The sequence below is a fragment of the Micromonospora sp. CNZ280 genome, from assembly GCF_011759515.1.
Genome location: NZ_JAAOYP010000001.1, coordinates 1,554,147 through 1,575,384, shown reverse-complemented (window position 1 = coordinate 1,575,384; position 21,238 = coordinate 1,554,147). Strand labels below are relative to the sequence as shown.

Genomic DNA, 21,238 nt, shown 5'->3' with positions numbered 1-21,238 from the left:
CGCCGGCCCGGTGGCCGACGGCGGTCATCCGGTGGCCCGTTCCAGCAACGCCACCACCGAGCTGGTGACCTCCGGGAGGGCGCCGTCGGCCGGGCAGTCGACGTAGCCGGTCTCGACGGTGCCGACGGTCAGCCGGTAGGTGAACGCGTCCCGGCACGCGGTGTCGACGTTGGCCCGGCCGGCTTCGGCGGGCAGTCGCGGGTCGGCGACCAGCCGGCGCAGCCGGTCGAGGTCGGCCCGGTCCAGCCGCCCGGTACGCCGCGAACCGGCCCGGTCGACGGCCGTCCACCGGCCGTCCGGCTCGACCGTGACCGTGTCGCCGCGCCCCGCGAAACCGCCGGTGCGGGTGAGCACGATCCGGCCGGCGGTCGGTGCGACGACCGTCCCGCTCGGAGCCGGCGCGACCGTCCCGGTCGGGGTGACCGTCCCGGGCGTGGTGGGCCCGGCCGGCGGCGTGGTTCCACCGGTGCGGCCCGCGCTCGGGCGGGACGGCTCGGCCGCCGAGCAGCCGGTGAGCAGCACGGTGACCAACGCGATCTTGACACCGGTCATCGAGGCTGGTCTCATGCCACTCGGACGGGTGGCGGCGCGGCGCGGTTCCCGTCACCCGGTTCTCCGCCGGCACGGCCGGTGTCCGGGGCGGCGCGGCCTCCCCCTCTTCTGATCTACTCGTCGCCGCGCCCACATCCGCGACCACGCACGTCACACCACCCCCGCTCAGGAGGGCACGTGAGAAGACCCCTTGCCGCCGTCAGCGTGGCTCTGCTCGCCGGCGGTCTGCTGACCGTCGCCACCCCGGCGACGGCGGCACCCGCCCCCGCGCCCGCGCCCGTGCCGAACCCGGTCGCCCGCGCGGCGGCCGCGCTGCGCGCCAACCCGAGCGCCGTCCGGGGCGGCAGCGCCGAGTCCTACCAGGTGTACCGCACCAAGGTGGACGCCGACGGCAGCGCGCACGTCCGCTACACCCGGACCTACCGGGGGCTGCGGGTGCACGGCGGGGACTTCGTCATCCACACCGCCCCGGGTGGCGGCTACGCCGGCTCCTCGGTCGGCCTGACCGCCCCGCTGACCCTAGGCACCACCGCCAAGGTCTCCGCGGCGACCGCGAAGAAGGCCGCCCGTGCCCGGTTCACCGGGAAGGTCACCACGGTCGGCGCCCCGGAACTCTTCGTGGACGCCAGCTCCGGCACCGGCCGGCTGGCCTGGGAGACTGTGGTCAGCGGCTGGGCCGCGGACGGGCAGACCCCGTCCCGGCTGCACGTCGTCACCGACGCCACCACCGGCAAGCTGATCGGCACGTACGACGAGATCGAGTCGGTCTCCGGCACCGGCCACAGCCTCTACGCCGGCTCGGTGAGCGTCGAGACCACCCAGACCGGCAGCGTGTACCAGCTCATCGACCCGGCGCACGGCAACGGCTCCACCTGCGACATGAACAACGGCACGTCGACCTGCACCGCGTTCATCGACGCGGACAACACCTGGGGCAGCGGCGCCAACGCCAACCGGCAGTCGGCCGCGATCGACGCCCACTTCGGCGCCGCGAAGACGTTCGACTACTTCAAGAACGTGCACGGCCGCAACGGCATCTTCGGTGACGGGCGCGGTGTGCCCAGCCGGGTGCACTACGGCCAGAACTACGACAACGCCTTCTGGGACGGCGCCCGGATGACGTACGGCGACGGCTACGCCAACGTCTCGCCGCTGGTCTCACTGGACGTGGCCGCGCACGAGATGACCCACGGGGTGACCGACAACGTGGTGCCCGGCGGCCTGACCTACGCGGGCGAGTCCGGCGGCCTCAACGAGGCCACCAGCGACATCTTCGGCACCATGGTGGAGTTCTACGCCAACACCACAGCCGACCCGGGTGACTACCTGATCGGCGAGAAGATCAACATCAACCTCGACGGCACCCCGCTGCGGTACATGTACGACCCGGCGCTGGACGGCTGGTCCGACCGCTGCTGGTCCACCGCCACCAAGAACAAGGACGTGCACTTCTCGTCCGGGGTGGCCAACCACTTCTTCTTCAACCTGGCCGAGCGCACCGGCAGCACCGCGTACGGCACCTCGCCGGTCTGCGGCGGCGCGCCCGGGATGGTCGGCATCGGCCGGGACAAGGCGGCGAAGATCTGGTTCCGGGCCCTGGACGTGTACTTCACCTCCAACACGTCGTACGTGAACCCCACCAACCCGGCGAACACCGCGCGGGCGTACACCCTGCGGGCCGCGACCGACCTGTACGGCGGCTGCTCCGCCGAGTACCGGGCCGTCCAGGCGGCGTGGACCGCGGTGAACGTGGCCGGCAACGACGCGACCTGCTCCACCGGAAGCGACTTCGGCGTCACGTTGTCGCCGACCGCCGGCGCGGTCGACCCGGGCGGCTCAGTCGCCACCACCGTCGCCACCACGACCACCAGCGGCTCGGCGCAGACCGTGACGCTGTCGGCGACCGGCCTACCGAGCGGCGCCACCGCCTCGTTCAGCCCGGCCTCGGTGACCTCCGGCGGCTCGTCCACCCTCACCATCACCACCACGGCCGCGACCCCGCCCGGCGTCTACACCGTGCGGGTGAACGGTGCCGGCTCGGTAACCCGGAGCACCAGCTACACGCTGACCGTGCGCGGTTCCGGTGGCAGCTGCACCAGTCCGGGGCAGCAGCTCACCAACCCGGGCTTCGAGTACGGCGCCACCGGCTGGGCGCAGACCACCGGCGTGATCGGCAAGCACGGCACCCGGCAGCCCGCCCACAGCGGCAGCTGGAGCGCCTGGCTGGGTGGGTACGGCAGCGCGCACACCGACATGCTCACCCAGACGGTGAGCCTGCCAATGGGCTGCACGTCGTACAACTTCAGCTTCTGGCTGCACATCGACTCGGCGGAGACCAACATCGGCACCGCGTACGACACGCTGCGGGTGCAGGTGATCGGCTCCACCGGGACGGTGCTGGCGACCCTGGCCACGTACTCGAACCTGGACCGCGCCACCGGGTACGACCGGAAGACCTTCTCGCTGGCCCCGTACGCCGGTCGGACGGTCACGTTGAAGTTCACCGGCACCGAGGACGCCTCGCTGCAGACCTCCTTCGTGCTCGACGACACCGCGGTCTACCTCAGCTGACCTGGCGGCGACGCCAGCCCGGTTGACCACGGCGGGCCCGGCGGCCACCCCACGCGGGTGGCGGCCGGGCCCGCGCCGTTATGGTCAGCCGGACCGGGACGAGGGAGGCAGGACGGTGGCGGACGCGGAACTCGTGGTCCAGGTGACCGGGCCGGTGGCGACCGTGGTGATTCACAACCCGGGGCGGCGCAACGCGATGACCCCGGCGATGTGGCGGCAGCTGCCGGTGCTGCTCGACGACCTGGAGGCCGACCCGGCGGTCCGGGCGCTGGTGCTCACCGGGGCCGACGGCACCTTCTGCGCCGGCGCTGACCTGGGCGACCTGGACGAGCTGCTGGCGGCGGGGGACGCCAGCATCGCGGTGGTCGCCGAGGAGCGGCTGGCGGCATTCGCCAAGCCGACCGTGGCGGCGGTGCGGGGCGCCTGCGTGGGCGGCGGCTGCCAGCTCGCCGTCGCCTGCGACCTGCGGATCGCCGCCGCCGACGCCCGGTTCGGCGTGCCGCCCGCCCGGCTCGGCCTGGTCTATCCGACCCCCACCACCCGCCGGCTGGCCGGGCTGGTCGGCCCGTCCGCCGCCAAGCACCTGCTCTTCACCGCCGAGCTGGTGGACGCCGAACGGGCGCTGCGGATCGGCCTGGTCGACGAGGTGCTGCCGGCCGACCGACTGACCGACCGGGTCGACGAGCTCACCGCGGCGATCGCCGACCGCTCGCGGCTCACCGTCACCGCCGCCAAGGAGATCGTCGACGGCAGGGCGGACGCGGACCGGATCGCCTGGTGGCACCGGCAGGTGCTGGACAGCGGCGAGGCCCGCGAGGGGGTCACGGCCTTCGCCGAGCGCCGCCCGCCGCGCTTCGGCTGGACGCCGCCCGGTCGGGGCTGACCCCTCGGCCAGGCCGGTTGGACGCGCCGGTCCGCTGAGGACGGCGGCTCGCGGTACGGCCACTGTGGATCCGACACGTTCGATGGGTCGCTGGTGTCCGGCCGCCGGGTGCGGCAGGCTGTCGTCGTGCAGCGCGATCAGTTGCTCGCCGGGCGTTACCGGCTCGGTGAGCGTCTCGGCGAGGGCGGCATGTCCGTGGTCCACCGGGCGCACGACGAGGTGCTGGAGCGCGACGTGGCGGTCAAGGTGCTGGTCGGCTCCGACGTGGTGGCCAGACGGCGGATCCGGGCGGAGGCGAAGGCAGCGGCCCGGATGTCCCACCCGAACGTCACCAACGTCTACGACTACGGCGAGTCGGCGCTGGCCGGCGAGCAGGTCCCGTTCGTGGTCATGGAACTGCTCACCGGCCGTACGCTCGAACAGCGGCTCGCCGACGGGCCACTGCCGCCCCGGGCCGCCCTGCGGGTCTGCGCCGAGGTGGCGGCCGCCCTCGCGGCCGCGCACGCCCTCGGCCTGGTGCACCGGGACGTCAAGCCGGGCAACGTGATGCTCACCCCGACCGGTGCGAAGATGCTCGACTTCGGCATCGCCGCGGTCGCCGGCGCGCCGGAGATCGACTTCGAGGGCCGGCTGCTCGGCACCCCCGCCTACCTCGCCCCCGAGCGGCTCGACGCCGGCGAGGTGCTGCCCGCCTCCGACGTCTACGCGCTCGGGCTGCTCCTGCACCGGGTGCTCGTCGGCCGGCTGCCCTGGCAGATGGCCACCCACACCGGGACGCTGCGCGCGCACGCGTACGCCGAACCGGGTCCGCTGCCAGCGGTGGCCGGGGTGCCGGCCGAGGTGGGCCGGCTGTACCGGCGGTGCGTGGCCAAGGACCCGCTGGACCGGCCGCCGGCAGCCGAGGTGGCCCGGGTGCTGGGCGCGGCGGTCGTCCGGATGGCCGAGCCGGACCCGGTCGAGGCCGACCGGCCCGCGCCGGAGCGGTCCGGGTCGGACCAGCCCACCGTGCGCCCGCCGGGCGCCCCGGTTGCCGCCACCGGCCCGTCCGCCCGTCGCGTCACCCGGCTCGGCGGGCGGCTGGTGCTGACCGTGGGCACCGCGGTGGTGGCCGCGGTGGGCCTCGCCGGGGCCCTCGGCGACCCGTCCGTGCGGCCGGCGCCGGACGGCCAGCCGCCGGGCGGCGCGACCACCAGCGGCACGGCAGCCGTCGGATTGCCGGTCACCGCTGACGCTGAGGAGGAACCCGACCCGGGCGCGTCGGCCGGCCGGGCGACCCCAGCCCCGGCCACCTCCGCAATATCGGCCCTGCCCGCCCGGACTCCAGGCAGGCCGGCCCCGACGACCGGCCGACCGTCACCGAGCGGGAAGCCCGGGGTGCCGGTGTCGGCGCGCGGCGGAGTGGTCAGGGTCGCCTGTGACCGTCAGATGATCGAGGTGCTCGGCGTGACGCCGGCCGCCGGCTACCAGGTCGAGGCGCACGAGCCCGGCCCGGCGCGGGAGATCCGGGTCGAATTCGTCTCCGCCGACAACCGGAGCGTGGTGACCGTCCGCTGTGCCAACGGCCGGCCGGTGCCCCGGGTGAAGGAGCGGGCCCGCGAGGCGGCCCGGCCCGCCGCCGCCCGCGAGCGGAATCCGGGCCGGTCGCTGACCGCAGGCGGGCGCCACCGACGCTGAGCCGGAAGCCGGCGGGTGCCACGCCGGGCGTGCTGCCCCGACGTGGCACCCGTTCCCGCCGGCCGGTCCCTCAGCGGGCAGCCAGCGCCGCCCAGCTTGGCGTCACCGGCTCCCGCCGCAGTGGCATGCCCGCCTCGGCCGGCGTCCGGTCGCCCTTGCGCTGGTTGCACGGGTAGCAGGCGGCGGTGGTGTTCCTCCAGGTGTTCCGGCCGCCCCGGGAGCGGGGCAGGATGTGGTCGATGGTGCTCGCCGGCCCGCCGCAGTACGCGCAGCACCGGCCGTCCCGGCGTAACACCCCGGCGCGGGACCACGCCGGCCCGGCGCTGAACCGCCAGCGGGTCACCACGTACCGGACGAGCCGCACCACCCGGGGAACCGGGAAGACCCCGATCACCCGGTCCGGCTCGGCCTCGTGGATCTCGGCGACCCGGCGGCAGAGCATCCGGATCGCGTGCTGGACGGTGACCCGGTGCAGCGGGCCGAGGTCGGCGTTGATGACAAGGACGGCGTCCACCGGGATCTCCCTCCAGGGCGGTGACGGACGGGTGGCCCGGACGACGAGAGAGCCGCCCGGTCCGATTGCTGCGGAACGGGCGGCTCGACGTCGGGCACGCGTCAGTCGGGCCGGCCGCCCCGGTGGTCTTCGGCTCGGCAACCGCCGCCGGGCAGCACCGACCGCACGCGCGTGCCGTGCGACATCGACATGACGGGCTCCCGTGGCGGTGGTTGACCTTGCGCGGATCACGGTAGGCGCGCCCGGCGGCGGGCGGCAACGCATTTCGATCTAGCGCTGGCTGGCCAGCAGGCCGCGCGGGCGGACCGAGTACACCGGCTCGGCCGCGCCGCCCGCCGCCCGCAGGATGTGGTTCGCGGCGACGATGCCGGTCGCGGCGGCGCGTTCCATCAGCGCGCTGGGGAAGGCCGTGGCGATCCCGTCCCCGGCCAGGTAGAGCCCGGCCGCGTCGGTGCGCACGCCGGGCCGCTCGGCGTTGCTGCCCGGGGTGAACGCGGGCGCCCGGGCCTCCACCCGGGCCCGCAGCTCACGGACCCGCAACCGGGCCGCCTCCGGCCAGAGTTCGGCCAGTTCGCCGCGCATCCGCTCGGCCAGCACCTCGGCCGGCACGTCCGGCTCGCAGGCGTACGCGTGCAGTTCCAGCACCGAGCCGCCGGTGCGCACCGCCCAGCGCCGGGACTCGTTCTCCAGCCGGTGGTAGAGGGTCACCGAGTCCAGCGTGGGCTGCCGGGACACCCCGCTGAACACCGCCCGGCCGGCGTCGACGTCCCCGTCGCACCAGTAGCGGGCCACCGCGTACGGCGGGCCGGGCCGGCCGTACGCGGGCATCCGGGCCACCAGTTCCGGCGCGACCCGGGCCAGGTCGGGGGAGGCCGCGACCAGCGCGGCGAGCGCCGGCGGGTCGACCGCGAGCACCAGGTGCCCGGCGCGGTGGGACGCTCCGTCGCCGGTGGTCACCCGCCAGCCGCCGGCCTCCCGATTCAGCGCGGTGGCCGCGACGCCGGTCAGTACCCGCCCGCCGTGCCGCTCGACGTGCCGGGCCAGCGGCTCCCAGATCGCCGTGGCGTAGTCCTCGTCGGGGCAGTCGAAGGCCAGCCCCTCCGGGTTGCCGAGCAGGTAGAAGTGGAACTGGGCGACCAGTTCGGCGGCAGACATCTCGGCCTCGTGGTTGAAGAACGAGTGCGAGAAGACCTCGAAGAGCATGGCCCGGGCCCGGTCCGGCAACCGCAGTGAGGTGAGCAGTTCGTCGGCGGTGGTGGTGTCCAACTCGGCGTAGGTGCGCACCCGGTCGTAGCTGAGCAGCGGCAGCGCCGCGTCCCGGTCCATCCCGCGCAGGTCGGCCAGGCGCAGGCTGGGGCTGCGCAGCAGCAGCGCCAGCAGGTTCAGCGGCGGCGCCGGCGGCAGGTCGCCGAACTCCTCGGTCGGCCACCGCCGGCTCAGGATCGGGTAGCCCGGGATCGGCTTGAGCAGGCCCAGGCCGGGATCGACCCGACGCAGGATGGACCGCCAGTTGTAGTACTGCCGGAAGAACGCGTGGAAGCCGTGCTCCACCCGCTGGACGCCGTCGGCGAGCGCCTCCGGCCAGGCGCCGAGCCGCCCGCCCAGGGTCGGCGCGGACTCCAGCACGGTCACCGTGACACCGCGCTCGGCGAGCACCACGGCCGCCGACATCCCGGCGATGCCGCCGCCCACCACCACGGTCTCCACCGGTTGCGGCACGCGCGGGGCGCCACCGCCGCCCGGGTCCACCACGTGTTGGCGTACGCCGACGAACCGGCCGAGCAACTGCGACAACGACACGGACACCTCCCGGCCGGTGGGTGTGTCCAGTCTGCCCGGTCAGCGCTCTGTCGGCAGCAGACAGCGCCGCTGACGGTCCGAGGCCGGCCAGACGTACTCCAGGTCGGGCGGGACGTCGCCGAAGATGGGCCGGTAGTGCTCCGGGTCCTTGCGGACCAGCGACGAACGGTGGCTCAGGTGCAGGTCCTCCCGGCCCAGCCAGGGCGGCAGATCGCCGGCGGCGGCCAACTCCGCCTGGGCGCGGACCGTCTCGATGCCGCAGGCGGCGGCGAGGTCGCGGGTCATGGTGGCGGCGCAGGTGTCCGCCCGCCCCGGCTCGGACCAGACCGCGCACATGTCCAGCCCGTACCGGGTCAGCGCCTCCTCGTACCCGGCCCACATCTTCACCGCAGGATGGTTGCGCCAGCCGTACATCGGCCAGGTCAGCCCGCGCAGCACCTGGATCGTCTCCACCCGCTGCTTGCCCAGCCGTTTCTGGTCCAGCGTGCGGGCGCTCGCCAGGAAGTCCGGGTACGGGAGGAACGTCTGCATGCCGCCTGCTCTACCCGTCGGGCGGGCCGGCATGCCTGGCCGGTACGAACCGGACGGGGTCGCCCAGTGTGGTGGTCCTGACTACGATTCGGGCATGGGGGAGCCGTGGCGGGACCGGGCGCGACGGGCGGTCGAGTGGAACTGGCGGCTCCGGCCCGCCGGTGATCCTCGGCCGCACTACGTCATCTGCGGGCGGGACGCGCTCGCCTACTACGTCGCGAAGGCGTTGCTGGAGACGGAACTGCCGGCCGGTGGCGCCCGGGTCACCGTGGTGGTGCCGGAACGCTACCGGGTGGACGGGCCCGACGTGGCCGGCCTGCGCGGGGTGCGGGTGGTCCGCTCCGACCGGCTGGACGTGCCGACCTTCCAGGCCGCCGGCCTGGCCGGGGCGAGCGGGCTGGCCCTGCTGCACCAGGACGACGTCGGCAACCTGCACGCCGCGCTCTGCGCCCAGGCGGTCGACGACGAGGTCCGCCAGGTGCTGCGGATGTTCAACAACACCCTGGCCGACGGGGTCCGCACCCTGCTCAAGGCCCGGGTCGAGGTGCTCTCCGACGCCGAGATGGCCGCCCCGGCGTTCGTCGCAGCCGCGCTCGGCGAGGTCGACCCGACCCACTTCCAGCACCGCGACCGCACGCTGCGGGTGGCCCGCCGTGCCGACGTACGCGAGCAGGACGTGGTCTGCGGGCTGGCCGACCTGAGCGACCCGCAGCGGGTCCGGCTGCTCCCCGCCGACCAGTCCACCGCCGACCTGGTGCTCGCCGAGGCCACCGGGCAGCCGCCCGGCACCGAGGTGGCCGCCCGGCGGCTGGTCCGGGCCCGCCGCCGGCGGCGGCCGATCGCGGTCACGGTCCGCGCGATCCGCGGCTTCGCCACCCGCAAGATCGGCATCGCGGTGATGCTGGTGCTCGGTTTGATCGCGGTGCTCGGCGCGCTGATCTCCCGGGCCGAGGACGTGTCGCAGTTGGAGGCGCTCTATCTCACCCTGGTCACCACGCTCAGCGGCGCCGACCCGGACACCACCAAGCCGCCGGACGCCCAGGTCATGCAGGTGGTGCTGAACCTCGCCGGCCTGGCGCTGATCCCGCTGATCACGGCCGTGGTGGTGGACGGGATCGTCAACGCCCGGCTGGCCCTGCACACCGGCCGGTTGCAGGCCGACCACTCCGGGCACGTGGTGGTGGTCGGCCTCGGCAACGTGGGCACCCGGGTGATGGCGCAGCTGCGCGAGTACGACGTCGAGGTGGTGGCCATCGACAAGAACCCGGAGCCGCGCGGGGCCGCCCTGGCCCGGCAGCTCGAGGTGCCGCTGATCGTCGGCGACGCCGCCCTGCCCGAGACGCTGGAGGCCGCCGCGATCCGCGACTGCCAGGCGCTCGTGGTCGTCTCCACCGACGACGTCGCCAACCTGGAGGCGGCGCTCGCCGCCCGGGACGTCCGCGAGGACCTGCGGGTGGTGCTGCGGCTCTTCGACGGCGACTTCGCCGAGCGGGTGGAGGAGGCGTTCGGCATCGGCGTCTCCCGCTCGGTCTCCTACCTGGCCGCCCCGGCGTTCACCGGCGCGCTGACCGAACGCGCGGTGATCGTCACCATCCCGGTCGGCCGGCACGCCCTGCCGGTCGCCGAGGTGCCGGTCGCCGCCGGGTCCGAGTTGGACGGCCGGCCACTCAGCGCCGCCTCGCGGGACGGGCAGGTGCGGTTGATCGCCCGCACCCCGGCCGGTGGCGGCCGGACGAGCTGGCGGGACCTCGACCCCCGCCAGGTGATCTTCGCCGGCGACCGGCTCACCGTGGTGGCCCGCCGGGCCGGCCTGGACTGGCTGACCCGGCAGTGCGCGCCCCCGGCCCCGCCGGCCCCGCCGGCCCGGCCGGTGCCGGCGTCCCGGTCGGGTGCTCTGCCCCGTGCCGCCAACCCGGCCACGTCCGGTGCGCCCAGCGCGCCGTCGACCACTGGCGGTGCCCTGCCAGGGCAGTCCGCCGACCGGTCCGGGTCAATTCCGGCGTCGCCGGCGGGCAACGGTGGCCCGCCGACCGATTCGGTGCCGGACGACGGCGGGTCGGCCCGGCGGCCGGACGGCACCGGCCAGCCGGCCTGAACTGCCCGGCGGCGCGAGCAGTGGCGACCCGACGTCCAGCGCCGGAGTCGCCGCTCAGTGGCGGGGGCGGAGGGCGTACCAGGCGGCGCCGGCGGCCAGCACGGTGAAACCGGCCAGCACGCTGGACAGCGGCAGGTTGACCGCGAGCAGCAGGCAGCCGACCAGCCCCAGCGCCGCCAGCAGCTGCACCGGCAGCTTGCGCGCCGGGTCGCGGCCCAGGGTCAGCGCGGCGGCGTTGGTGATCGCGTAGTAGACCAGCACGGTGCAGCTGGAGAAGCCGATCGCGTCGCGCACGTCGCCGAGCGCGACGACCAGGATCACCACCCCGGCCACCGCCAGCTCGGCCCGGTGCGGCACCTGGCGTACCGGGTGCACGTCGGCCAGCGCGCCGGGCAGGTCGTGGCGGCGGGCCATCGCCAGCGCGGTGCGGCCCACCCCGGCGAGCAGGGAGAGCAGCACGCCGGTCACCGCGACCGTCGCCCCGGCCCGGACCACCCAGGCCAGGCCGGGCAGCCCGGCGGCGGTCACCACGTCGGCCAGCGGCGCGGCGGAGGCGGCCAGCCGGTCGGCGCCGAGCACGCCGACCGCGACCACCGCCAGCACCAGGTAGATCGCCAGCACCAGGCCGAGGGCCATCGGCACGGCCCGGGGGATGGTGCGCTCCGGTTCGCGGACCTCCTCGCCGAGGGTGGCGATCCGGGCGTACCCGGCGAAGGCGAAGAAGAGCAGGCCGGCGGCGGTGAGTACGCCTCGGGCCGAGCCGCCGGCCGCGCCGAGCCGGTCCGGCGAGACGTCGGGCACGCCGGTGACCGCGACCAGGGCCAGCACCGCCAGCACCAGCCCGACCAGGATCTTCGTCGCGGTCGCGGTCTTGCCGATGCCGCGCAGGTTGACAGCGGTCACCGCCAGCACCGCCGCGACCGCCACCGGCCGGGCCTGCCCCGGCCAGAGGTACGCCCCGATGGTCAGCGCCATCGCCGCGCAGCTCGCCGTCTTGCCGACCACGAACCCCCAGCCGGCGAGGAAACCGGCGAACGGGCCGAGCCGCTCCCGGCCGTAGACGTAGGTGCCGCCGGACTCGGGGTAGTGGGCGGCCAGCCGGGCCGAACTGGTCGCGTTGCAGAAGGCGATGAAGCCGGCCAGCGCCAGCGCCGCCAGCAGCCCGGGCCCGCCGGCGGCCGCGGCGGCCGGAGCGAAGACCACGAAGACGCCCGCACCGAGCATCGACCCCAGCCCGATGACCAACGCGTCGGGTACGCCCAGCCGGCGCGCCAGTTCATTCACGACGGGCAGGCTAGGTGACGGAGGTGAACGGACGGTCCCCGACGTGCAGCGCGCCGGGCAACGGCAGGTCGTCCCAGGGCATCCGGTGCAGCAGCCGGTCCAGCAGCAGGCCCAGCAGCAGCCCGGCCACCGAGTCGGTCAGCCAGTGCCAGCCCAGGTACGTGGTGGTGCAGAGCACGACCAGCGGCGGCACCACCCGGATCACGGCGACCAGTCGGGGCGGCATGGCGCGCCCGTGGCCGCGCAGCAGCGGAGCGAGCAGCAGGGCGATCACGCCGTACCAGACGATGGCGTTGGCCACGTGCCCGGACGGGTACGACTGGGCGAACCGGATCGGCAGGTCGTCCTGGAAGAGCGGCAGCGTCCGCTCCGGCGGCAGGAACGGTTCCTTCACGCTGGCGCTCGGCGCCGGTCGGGCCGTCCACACCTTGAGCGGGCCGATGGTCAGGTAGGTGAGCACGAACGCGAGCACCGGCGGCAGAACCGGCCGCACCGACCGGAGCCGGACCGCCAGCAGCACGCCGAGCCCCAGCGCGATCAGCGTCAACGGTGTGCCCTGACCGAGGTAGTTGAGCACTACCGCGGTCCAGTGCGCGACCGTCGGCCGGTGTGCGGCCGACCAGTCGGCGACCGCCCGGTCGATCGCGAAGAGCCGGTCGTCGGCGAGCGCCACGGTCAGCCCGACCAGCGCGACCAGCAGTGCGGCGTCGAACCACCAGCCGGCCGGGCGGACCGGCCGCAGCCGCACCGTCCGCCGTACCGTCGTGGTCTCCCGCACGCGACCACGCTACCGGCCCGGCGCGGCGGCCGGCCCGTCCGGCCCGGCGCCTTGGCCGGTCCGCGCGGCCCGGGGGTGGCTGTGTGCCGAGCCACGTGGGGGAGCGCTCGGGCGGGGCGAGGCGTCACACTTGTCGCCGTGCGGATCACCTCGGCCCTCGTCGACCCGGCGCTGCTCGACCTTCCCTGGTCGACCCCGCTGGCGGAGTGGCCCGCCCGGCACCTGGTCGCGCTGCCGCAGGGCATCTCGCGGCACGTCGTCCGCTTCGTCCGCCTCGGTGGCTACGTCTACGCGGTGAAGGAGACCGGCGAGCGGGTGGCCGAGCGCGAGTACGACCTGCTCCGCGCGCTGGAGCGGATCGACTTTCCGTCGGTCGAGGCGGTGGCGATCGTCGCCGACCGGCAGAGCGACGACGGTGAGCCGCTCGACCCCGTGCTGATCACCCGGCACCTGCAGTTCTCGCTGCCCTACCGGGCGCTCTTCTCGCACACCCTCCGGCCGGAGACGATGGGCCGGCTGCTCGACGCGCTCGCCGCGTTGCTGGTCCGGATGCACCTGACCGGCTTTTTCTGGGGCGACTGCTCGCTGTCCAACACGCTGTTCCGGCGGGACGCGGGCGCGTTCGCCGCGTATCTGGTGGACGCGGAGACCGGGGCGCTGCACCGGTCGCTCTCCAACGGCCAACGCGGCGAGGACCTGGAGATCGCCCGGGTCAACATCTTCGGCGAGGCGCTGGACCTGCAGGCCGCCGGGCTGCTGCACGAGTCGATCGACCCCGAGGTGGTGTGCGAGGAGGTCGTGCAGCGCTACGAGCGGCTCTGGCACGAGATCACCTACGAGCAGCAGGTCGAGCGGGACGCCCGGCACGACATCGAGGGGCGGATCCGGCGCCTCAACGAGCTGGGCTTCGACGTGGCCGAGGTGGCCATGTCGACCATCGACAACGGCCGTTACCTGATCCGGCCAAAGGTGGTCGACGCCGGCTACCACACCCGCCGGCTGCTCCGGCTCACCGGTCTGGACGCCGAGGAGAACCAGGCCCGCCGGCTGCTCAACGACCTGGACGCGTACCGGGCGGAGAGTGACCTGACCGACGAGCAGCAGGCCGCCCACCGCTGGCTGACCGAGGTCTTCGAGCCGGTGGTCCGGGCGGTCCCCGCGCACCTGCGCCGCAAGCTGGAGCCGCAGGAGCTGTTCGCGCAGATCATCGAGCACAAGTGGCTGCTCTCCGAGCGGGCCGGCCGGGACGTCGGGATGGCCCCGGCGGTGCAGTCGTTCCTGTCGGACGTGCTGGTGCACCGCCCGGACGAGCAGGCCGTGCTCGGCGTCGAGATGCCCACCGCCTGACCACCGACGGACAGCCGCTGCCAGGCACGCCGGTGGCTGCCGGGCGCGGTGCGGCAACTGCGGGCACCGGCGGTCCGGTGGAGCGCGGTGGTGGTCTCACCGATGGGGCAGCTCGACAGGGTCCGACGAGTGGATGTCATGGTCAGCGGCGCGGGGGTTGAACGGCGACCGCCCGCCAGGGGAGAACCTCTCGGCCAGTTCCGCCAGGCGGGCGACGTCGCGGGGGAATCGGTCCGCGGACCACGCCCTCGGCCAGGCTGCCCGAGCGCCAACGGCCCCCGGCGTCACTCCTGCCAGGCGCCGCCGCGCATCACCCGGATCACGTTCAGGTCGTCGTCGAGCACCACCAGGTCGGCGCGGAGCCCGACCTGGAGGGCACCCAGCCGGTCGCCGTGGCCGATCGCCCGGGCCGGGGTGGTGGCCACCATCCGGGCCGCGTCGGCCATCGGGATGCCCGCCGCCACCGCGTGCCGCAGCGCGGCGTCCATGGTGAGCGTGCTGCCGGCGATCGCGCCGTCGCGGGTCAGCCGGGCCACCCCGTCCGACACGGTGACCGCCTGCCCGCCCAGCTCGTACTCGCCGTCGGGCATGCCGGCGGCGGCCATCGCGTCGGTGATCAGCGCGGACCGTTCCGGGCCGGCGACCGAGCTGGCGAAGGTGAGCATGCCGTCGTGCAGGTGCACGCCGTCGGCGACCAGCTCGCAGACCACGTTCGGGGCGTCCAGCAGGGCCACCACCGGACCGGGTTCGCGGTGGTGCACCGGCCGCATCCCGTTGAACAGGTGGGTGCCGACGCTCGCGCCGGCCGCCACCGCCGCGCGGGTCTCGTCGTACGACGCGTCGGTGTGGCCGACCGCGGCGACCACCCGGTGGGCGGTGAGCAGCTTGATCGCCTCCAGCGCGCCGTCCCGCTCCGGGGCCAGCGTCACCATCCGGATCGCGTCGCCGCCCAACTCGATCAGCTCGGCCAGTTCCTTCGTGGAGGGGTCGCGGAGGAACTCCGGGTTCTGCGCGCCGCAGCGGGCCGCGGAGAGGTACGGACCCTCGAAGTGGATACCGGCCAGCACGCCCCCGGCCACCAGCGGCCGGTAGGCGGCGGTGGCCGACCGCATCAGCTCGAACGGCGAGCTGACCAGGCTGGCCAGCAGGGTGGTGGTGCCGTGCCGAAGGTGGAACGCGGCGGCCTGCCGGGCCTGCTCGGCGTCGCCGGTGGTGAAGGTGTGCCCGCCGCCACCGTGGGTGTGCATGTCGACGAAGCCGGGCAGGATCCAGTGCCCGTCGCGCACCGAGGGGTACTCGGCCACCGCGGTGATCCGGTCGCCGTTGATCTCCACGCAGCCCTGCCGGATCACGCCGGTCGGGGTCACCACCTTGCCGTTCACCCGCACGGTCATCGGTTCTCCAGGTCGTCGAGGGCGAGCAGGGCGGCGCCGAGGCAGCCGGCCTCGTCGCCGAGGGCGGCCGCGACCAGGCGCGGTTCCCGGTGGAAGGTCATCCGCTCGTGCAGCGCCGCGCGCAGCGGGTCGAGCAGTTGGGCGCCGGCCCGGGCCAACCCGCCGCCGAGCACGATGGTCGCCACGTCGAAGAGCGCCTGGCCGCTGGCGAGGCCGTCGGCGAGCGCCTCGACGGTCTCCCGCCAGACCTGCCCGGCCAGCACCTCGCCGGCCGCCGCCCGGGCCGCCACGTCGGCCGCGGTCGCCGGTTCCCCGGCCAGCTCGGCGTACCGGCGGCCGACCGCGGACGCCGAGGCCACCGCCTCCAGGCAGCCGGGGCGGCCGCAGCCGCAGCGGGGGCCGCCCGGGCGGACCAGGATGTGCCCGATCTCGCCGGCCGCGCCGTGCGCGCCCACCGCGGCCGCGCCTTTCACCACGTGGGCCGCGGCGATGCCGGTGCCGATCGCGACGAAGAGCACGTGGTCGGCGCCTCGGCCGGCACCGAGCCGGGCCTCGGCGAGCCCGCCGGCCCGCACGTCGTGGCCGAGCGCCGCGGGCAGCCCGAGCCGCGTCTGCGCCAGCTCGCGCAGCGGTACGTCCCGGAAGCCCACGTTCGCCGACCAGACCGCCAACCCGCGCGCCTCGTCGACCACCCCGGGCACGGCGATGCCGACCGCCACCGGGGTGCGGCCGTCGGCGCGGGCCTTGCCGGCCAGCCCTTCGGCGACCTCCAGGATGGTGTCGACCACGGCCGCCGGACCCCGCTCGGCGCCGGTCGGGTGCCGTTCGGTGTGCAGCACGGTGCCGTCCGGGTCCACCAGGGCGCACTTCATCCCGGTGCCGCCGACGTCCAGCGCGACGACGGCGTCGGCTGGACTCACGCGAGCACCACGGAGCGGGTCAGGTGGCGCGGGGCGTCCGGGTCGAGGCCCCGGCTGGTGGCCAGCGTGACGGCGAACCGCTGGGCCAGGATCAGGTCGGCCATCGGGTCGACCGGCGTACGACCGGCCGCCCAGCTGCTCAGCACCGTGCGGCAGCCGTGCGTGCGGCTGTGCACGAAGGTGGCGCCGGTGGCCGCCACGTCCTCCGCCAGCCCGTCGGGCAGCTCGCCGAACGCCCAGACCAGCCGGCCGGGCGCGGCGATCGAGATCGGGCCGTGCCGGTAGTCCATCGCCGGGTACGCCTCGGCCCAGAAGGTGGCCGCCTCGCGGCACTTCAGCGCGGCCTCCTGGGCCAGCCCGACCGTCCAGCCGCGACCGAGGAAGGTGACCTGCTCGATCCGGGCCGGGTCGATCGGCAGCGGGGCGCGGACCGCCACCTCGGCGTCGGCGGCCAGCGTGCCGACGTTGTCGCCCAGGTGGGCGCGGAGCAGCGCCAGCGCGGTGGTCGCGAAGCGGGTCTGCACCACCGAGCGCTCGTCGGCGAAGGGCATGGTCACCGCGGCGTCGGCCAGCCCGACCGCCGGGGAGTCGGGGTCGCCGACCAGCACCGTGCTGGGCACCTGCCCGCGCAGCGCGGTGAGCAGTTCGAGTACCTCGGTGGTGGTGCCGGAGCGGGTGATCGCGACGAGCCGGTCGTAGCGGCGGCCAGCGGGTAACTCGGACGCCTGGAAGGCGTCGGTCTCGCCCTGGCCGGCGGCCTCGCGGCGGGCCGCGTACGCCATCGCCATGAACCACGACGTGCCGCAACCGACCACGGCGACCCGCTCGCCGGGGCGGGGAAGGTGCCCGGCGACCGCGCCCACCAGTTGCGCCGCCTCCCGCCAGCACTCGGGCTGGCTGGCGATCTCCGCGTCCACGTACGCCATGAGAACTCCTCGCAGGGGAGAACGGTGCGCAATACGGCTCGTTTGACCCGTCTTTCGCGCGTCATTCTGCGTGAACCCGGTGGGCCGTGGCAACCGGTGGCGCGATCGAGCAGGCCAGGGTTTTGCGCCCTCGTAGTTTCGCGCACTAGTGTGCACGCAATCAATCACCGACCGCGCAGTAACTGGAGGCCCTGGGGTGGACCGCTACGCCAGATGGAACGCCCTGCTCGAAATGCTGACCGACAGCGGGCGGGTCACCGTCGAGGAGGCCGCCGAGCGGCTGGACGTCTCGCAGGCCACCATCCGGCGTGACTTCGACCAGCTGGCCCAGCAGCAGATGATCACCCGGACCCGGGGTGGCGCGGTCGCCAACGGGGTCTCCTACGACCTGCCGCTGCGCTACAAGACGGCGAAGCACTCGGCCGAGAAGCAGCGGATCGGCGCGGCCGCGGCGGCGCTGGTCTCGCCGGGCACCGTGGTCGGCCTGAACGGCGGCACCACCAGCACCGAGGTGGCCCGCGCGCTGGCCGTCCGGCCGGACCTGAACACCAGCGCCGAGGGTGCCCAGCTCACCGTGGTCACCAACGCGCTGAACATCGCCAACGAGCTGCTGGTCCGCTCGCGGATGAAGGTGGTGGTGGCCGGCGGGGTGGTGCGCCCGAAGTCGTTCGAGCTGGTCGGGCCGCTCGGCGGGGCGCTGCTGCGTGAGGTCACCCTGGACGTCGCGCTGCTCGGCGTGGACGCCATCGACCCGCAGCTCGGCGCGGCCGCCCACCACGAGGGGGAGGCGGCGATGAACAACCTCATGGTCGCCCGGGCCAAGCGCGTGGTCATCATCGCCGACTCGTCCAAGCTGGGCGGGCACGCGTTCGCCCGGATCTGCCCGGTGGACCGGGTGGAGACCCTGGTCACCGACTCCGGCGCCAACCCGGAGGTGGTCGAGGCCTTCCGGGCCGCCGGGGTCAGCGTCATCTGCGCCTGATCCACTCGTTTCCTCACTGTCGGTAGTCATCCGGCGCGTCGATGCATACCGGGTATTGCGGTGAGCTGCATACCGCGTATGGTGTCGGCTGTCATAGCGCCCGTATCGGGGGAGGTGCAGCTTGCCAGCTGTCCTGGAGATAGAAGGTCTACGTAAGACGTACAAGAGTCGCCGGCGCGGCACCCGCAACGCCCTGGACGGCTTCGACATGCGCGTCGAGGCGGGGCAGGTGCACGGCTTCCTGGGCCCGAACGGCTCCGGCAAGACCACCACCCTGCGTACGCTGCTCGGCCTGATCCGGCCGAACGGCGGGCGGATGGCCATCCTCGGGCACGAGGTGCCCGCGGCGCTGCCCACGGTCGCCGGCCAGGTCGGCGCCATCGTGGAGAGCCCGCAGTTCTTCCCGCACTTCTCCGCCCGGGACACGCTCTCCCTGCTGGCCGGCGCGGGAGGCGTCCCGGCCACCCGGATCGACGAGGTGCTGGAGCTGGTCGGCCTGCGCGACCGGGCCGGCGAGCGGGTCAAGACCTACTCGCTCGGCATGAAGCAGCGGCTCGCGGTCGCCTCCGCCCTGCTGAAGAACCCGAAGCTGCTGATCCTCGACGAACCGGCGAACGGTCTCGACCCCGGCGGCATCCGGGAGATGCGCACACTGATGCGCAACCTCGCCGAGTCGGGCATGACAGTGGTGCTCTCCAGCCACATCCTCGGCGAGATCCAGCTGATCTGCGACTCGGTCACCATCATCTCGCTCGGCCGGCGGGTGGCCTTCGGCCCGGTCGAGCAGGTGCTGGCCGAGCACTCCTCCGGCGCGGTGCGGGTGCGGCTGGAGGCGGTCACCGACCTGCCGGTGGCCACCGAGGCGCTGACCGGGGCCGGGATCCGGGTGACCGGCCACCCCGACCACCTGATGCTCGCCGGGGTCGACAAGCCGGCCACGGTGACCCGACTGCTCGCCGAGCGGGGCCTGTACGTGAGCGAGCTGGCGCCGGTCGCCGTCGACCTGGAGAGCGTCTTCCTCGAACTGACCGCCACCGCGCCGGTACCCGGCCAGCACCGGCAGGTCGACCAGTCCACGAAGGTCGGTGGGGTGGGGCAGCCCGGCGCCACCGGAGGAGGTTGGGGCGCGTGAGTCTCTACCGTACCGAGCTGCGCCGGCTGGCCAAGCGGCGCTTCACCCGCTGGATGACGCTGCTGGCCCTGCTGGTGCTGGCCACCGTGATGATCGGCGTCTTCTTCAGCAACCAGAAGATCGACGCGGCGGCGGTGGCCAAGGCCGAGCGCCAGGCCGAGCAGCAGTACCAGGAGCAGGTCCGCTGGAGCGAGCAGGAACGCCTCGCCTGCGAGCGGGCGAAGACCGAGGGCGCGGCGGATGCCAAGCGCTTCCCTGCGGACTGCTCGGTGATCACCCCGCCGCCGCGGGAGGCGTTCGAGGCGCAGTGGTTCCTGCCGTCCACCTTCGACTTCCGGGAGAGCTTCGGCTTCACCCTGCTGCCCTTCGCGGCGATCCTGGCGCTGGTCGGATTCGTGGTCGGCGCGTCGTTCGTCGGGGCGGAGTGGAGCACCGGCGGCATGATGAACCTGCTGTTGTGGCGGCCGAAGCGGCTGACCGTGCTGCTCACCAAGCTGGCGGCGCTGCTCACCGGCGTACTGGCGGTGGCGCTGCCCGCCGCGGTGGCGTGGTTCGGTGGCTTCTGGCTGGTGGCCGTGTATCGGGGCAGCACCGAGAAGGTGACCTCGGGGGTCTGGCAGTCGTTCGCGCTGACCGGGCTCCGCGGCATCGTGCTGGCGCTGCTCATGGCGACCGTCGGGTTCGCGCTGGCCTCGCTCGGCCGGCACACCGCGATGGCGCTCGGCGGGGCGATCGCGGTGATGGTGGTCGGCCAGTTCGGCTTGGCCATCCTGCTCGACATGGCCGGGGTGCGGTTCGCCGAGGCCTGGCTGCTGCCCACGTACGCGGTGGCGTGGATGCAGAAGAAGGTGACCCTGGAGGACTGGGAGGCGTGCAACGCCACCTTCACCGGGGAGTGCCGGCCGGAGACCTTCGACGTCACCTGGCAGCAGTCCTCGGTGCTGCTGGGCGTCGGGCTGGTGGTGATCCTCGGGGCCGCGCTCTGGGCGATGCGCCGGCGGGACATCTCCTGACGTACGGCGGCGGCGCGGCCCGGGTCCTCCCCGACCCGGGCCGCGCCGTCTGTGCGGTCCGGGCCGGCCCTGGTTAGGCTGAGGTCCCCCCGGTCGGCCCCGTCGCGCCGGCCGCCCGTCGCCCGCGAGGAGCGCCATGCAGCCCGCCGAAGCCGCCCCGGCCAGCGAGACCGCCGCGGCCGGCCAGGGTGGGCGGACGGGTGGCTCCCGCCCGGGCGCACCGACGCCGCGCCCGGCACCGGCCCCGGAGACCGCCCCGGTCCCACCGCCCCGCACCGCACCGGAGGCGGAGACCGCGCCCCGCGCCCCGGCGCCCGGTGCGGGGCCGGCGGGTCGCGTACCGGAGACGGACGCGACGCCCGGTCCGGAGGCCCTGACCGGTGGCGCCACCGATCAGCCCGGCCCGGCAGACGCGACGGTGCCTGGTGCCGGTGACCCGGCCGGGCCGGCGGCCGCGCTCACCGAGCGGGAACGCGCGATCATCGCCTTCGAGCAGCAGTGGTGGCGGCACGCCGGCGCCAAGGAACAGGCCATCCGGGACACCTTCGGCCTCTCCGCCACCCGCTACTACCAGTTGTTGAACGCGCTGCTCGACCACCCGGCCGCGTTGGCCGCCGAGCCCGTGCTGATCGGGCGGCTGCGCCGGCTGCGCTCCTCCCGGGCTCGCGACCGCCGCCGCTGACCGCCGTCGCCCCGCCGGACGCCTAACGGGACGCGTGGAGGTTGCGCTGAACCCACTCGCCGAACGGTAGCTCCCAGTTTCCGGCAGGTGGACCGTACTGGCCTGTTCGGTGCGTACCCGGCCGTCCTTCTCGACCGCCGTCGCACCCGTCGAGCCACCC

At 74.6% G+C, this 21,238-nt stretch carries 18 protein-coding genes; 9 read left to right on the top strand and 9 right to left on the bottom strand.

The features are described 5' to 3' along the window. Positions 1-24 precede the first annotated feature (24 nt). Complete coding sequence (locus FHX32_RS07455; protein ID WP_167180040.1) at positions 25-552, bottom strand: protealysin inhibitor emfourin; 528 nt, start codon at positions 550-552, stop codon at positions 25-27. 177 nt (positions 553-729) lie between these two features. On the opposite strand from FHX32_RS07455, the gene FHX32_RS07450 reads away from it, so the two are divergent. The 3 genes from FHX32_RS07450 (at position 730) to FHX32_RS34435 (ending at position 5,680) form a co-directional block, all read left to right on the top strand. Further along, positions 730-3,123 carry a M4 family metallopeptidase gene (locus FHX32_RS07450; protein ID WP_167180039.1) on the top strand — a complete coding sequence of 798 codons (2,394 nt, stop codon included), beginning with the start codon at positions 730-732 and terminating at the stop codon, positions 3,121-3,123. A gap of 115 nt (positions 3,124-3,238) precedes the next feature. Further along, positions 3,239-4,006: an enoyl-CoA hydratase-related protein gene (locus tag FHX32_RS07445; RefSeq protein ID WP_167180038.1), complete on the top strand. Its 768-nt coding sequence runs from the start codon at positions 3,239-3,241 to the stop codon at positions 4,004-4,006. Positions 4,007-4,132: 126 nt separating this feature from the next. Next, positions 4,133-5,680, top strand: a complete 1,548-nt coding sequence (locus tag FHX32_RS34435; protein ID WP_486480950.1) for a serine/threonine-protein kinase — start codon at positions 4,133-4,135, stop codon at positions 5,678-5,680. Positions 5,681-5,750: 70 nt separating this feature from the next. Here FHX32_RS34435 and FHX32_RS07435 read toward each other — a convergent pair whose 3' ends face one another. The 3 genes from FHX32_RS07435 to FHX32_RS07425 form a co-directional block, all read right to left on the bottom strand. Beyond that, positions 5,751-6,194, bottom strand: coding sequence for an HNH endonuclease (locus tag FHX32_RS07435; protein WP_167180037.1), 444 nt, complete (start codon positions 6,192-6,194; stop codon positions 5,751-5,753). Positions 6,195-6,464: 270 nt separating this feature from the next. Next, positions 6,465-7,994: an FAD-dependent oxidoreductase gene (locus FHX32_RS07430; protein WP_167180036.1), complete on the bottom strand. Its 1,530-nt coding sequence runs from the start codon at positions 7,992-7,994 to the stop codon at positions 6,465-6,467. A gap of 39 nt (positions 7,995-8,033) precedes the next feature. Beyond that, entirely contained in the window at positions 8,034-8,525 is a 492-nt protein-coding gene (locus tag FHX32_RS07425) for an MSMEG_6728 family protein (RefSeq protein ID WP_167180035.1), read from the bottom strand. Between the two features lie 94 nt (positions 8,526-8,619). Between FHX32_RS07425 and FHX32_RS07420 the strand changes: the two genes are divergently transcribed. Then, entirely contained in the window at positions 8,620-10,620 is a 2,001-nt protein-coding gene (locus FHX32_RS07420) for an NAD-binding protein (protein ID WP_167180034.1), read from the top strand. A 54-nt stretch (positions 10,621-10,674) separates the two neighbouring features. Here FHX32_RS07420 and FHX32_RS07415 read toward each other — a convergent pair whose 3' ends face one another. Continuing rightward, positions 10,675-11,904: an APC family permease gene (locus tag FHX32_RS07415; RefSeq protein ID WP_167180033.1), complete on the bottom strand. Its 1,230-nt coding sequence runs from the start codon at positions 11,902-11,904 to the stop codon at positions 10,675-10,677. Positions 11,905-11,914: 10 nt separating this feature from the next. Next, the gene (locus FHX32_RS07410; protein WP_486481084.1) at positions 11,915-12,652 is read right to left on the bottom strand and encodes a phosphatase PAP2 family protein; all 738 of its coding nucleotides are present in this window, start codon (positions 12,650-12,652) and stop codon (positions 11,915-11,917) included. Between the two features lie 168 nt (positions 12,653-12,820). Between FHX32_RS07410 and FHX32_RS07405 the strand changes: the two genes are divergently transcribed. Next, positions 12,821-14,029: a DUF4032 domain-containing protein gene (locus FHX32_RS07405; protein ID WP_167180031.1), complete on the top strand. Its 1,209-nt coding sequence runs from the start codon at positions 12,821-12,823 to the stop codon at positions 14,027-14,029. Positions 14,030-14,313: 284 nt separating this feature from the next. Here FHX32_RS07405 and nagA read toward each other — a convergent pair whose 3' ends face one another. From nagA to FHX32_RS07390, 3 genes are read right to left on the bottom strand one after another with little or no spacing between them, the layout of a single operon-like run. Then, positions 14,314-15,423, bottom strand: a complete 1,110-nt coding sequence (nagA, locus tag FHX32_RS07400) for an N-acetylglucosamine-6-phosphate deacetylase (RefSeq protein WP_167180030.1) — start codon at positions 15,421-15,423, stop codon at positions 14,314-14,316. After that, positions 15,420-16,343 carry an ROK family protein gene (locus tag FHX32_RS07395; protein ID WP_167180029.1) on the bottom strand — a complete coding sequence of 308 codons (924 nt, stop codon included), beginning with the start codon at positions 16,341-16,343 and terminating at the stop codon, positions 15,420-15,422. Before FHX32_RS07395 ends, nagA begins: the two co-directional genes overlap by 4 nt. Then, entirely contained in the window at positions 16,340-17,269 is a 930-nt protein-coding gene (locus FHX32_RS07390; RefSeq protein ID WP_167180028.1) for a sugar isomerase, read from the bottom strand. The genes FHX32_RS07395 and FHX32_RS07390 overlap by 4 nt, the downstream gene beginning before the upstream one ends. A 196-nt stretch (positions 17,270-17,465) precedes the next feature. On the opposite strand from FHX32_RS07390, the gene FHX32_RS07385 reads away from it, so the two are divergent. The 4 genes from FHX32_RS07385 to FHX32_RS07370 all read left to right on the top strand — a co-directional run bounded on the left by FHX32_RS07385 (position 17,466) and on the right by FHX32_RS07370 (position 21,078). Continuing rightward, entirely contained in the window at positions 17,466-18,251 is a 786-nt protein-coding gene (locus FHX32_RS07385) for a DeoR/GlpR family DNA-binding transcription regulator (protein ID WP_088996312.1), read from the top strand. A gap of 121 nt (positions 18,252-18,372) precedes the next feature. Beyond that, complete coding sequence (locus FHX32_RS07380; protein ID WP_167180027.1) at positions 18,373-19,383, top strand: ATP-binding cassette domain-containing protein; 1,011 nt, start codon at positions 18,373-18,375, stop codon at positions 19,381-19,383. Then, on the top strand, positions 19,380-20,396 hold the full coding sequence (locus FHX32_RS07375) for an ABC transporter permease subunit (RefSeq protein WP_167180026.1): 1,017 nt from the start codon (positions 19,380-19,382) through the stop codon (positions 20,394-20,396). The genes FHX32_RS07380 and FHX32_RS07375 overlap by 4 nt, the downstream gene beginning before the upstream one ends. A 136-nt stretch (positions 20,397-20,532) precedes the next feature. Continuing rightward, positions 20,533-21,078, top strand: a complete 546-nt coding sequence (locus FHX32_RS07370; protein ID WP_167180025.1) for a DUF3263 domain-containing protein — start codon at positions 20,533-20,535, stop codon at positions 21,076-21,078. The last annotated feature ends 160 nt before the right edge of the window (positions 21,079-21,238 follow it).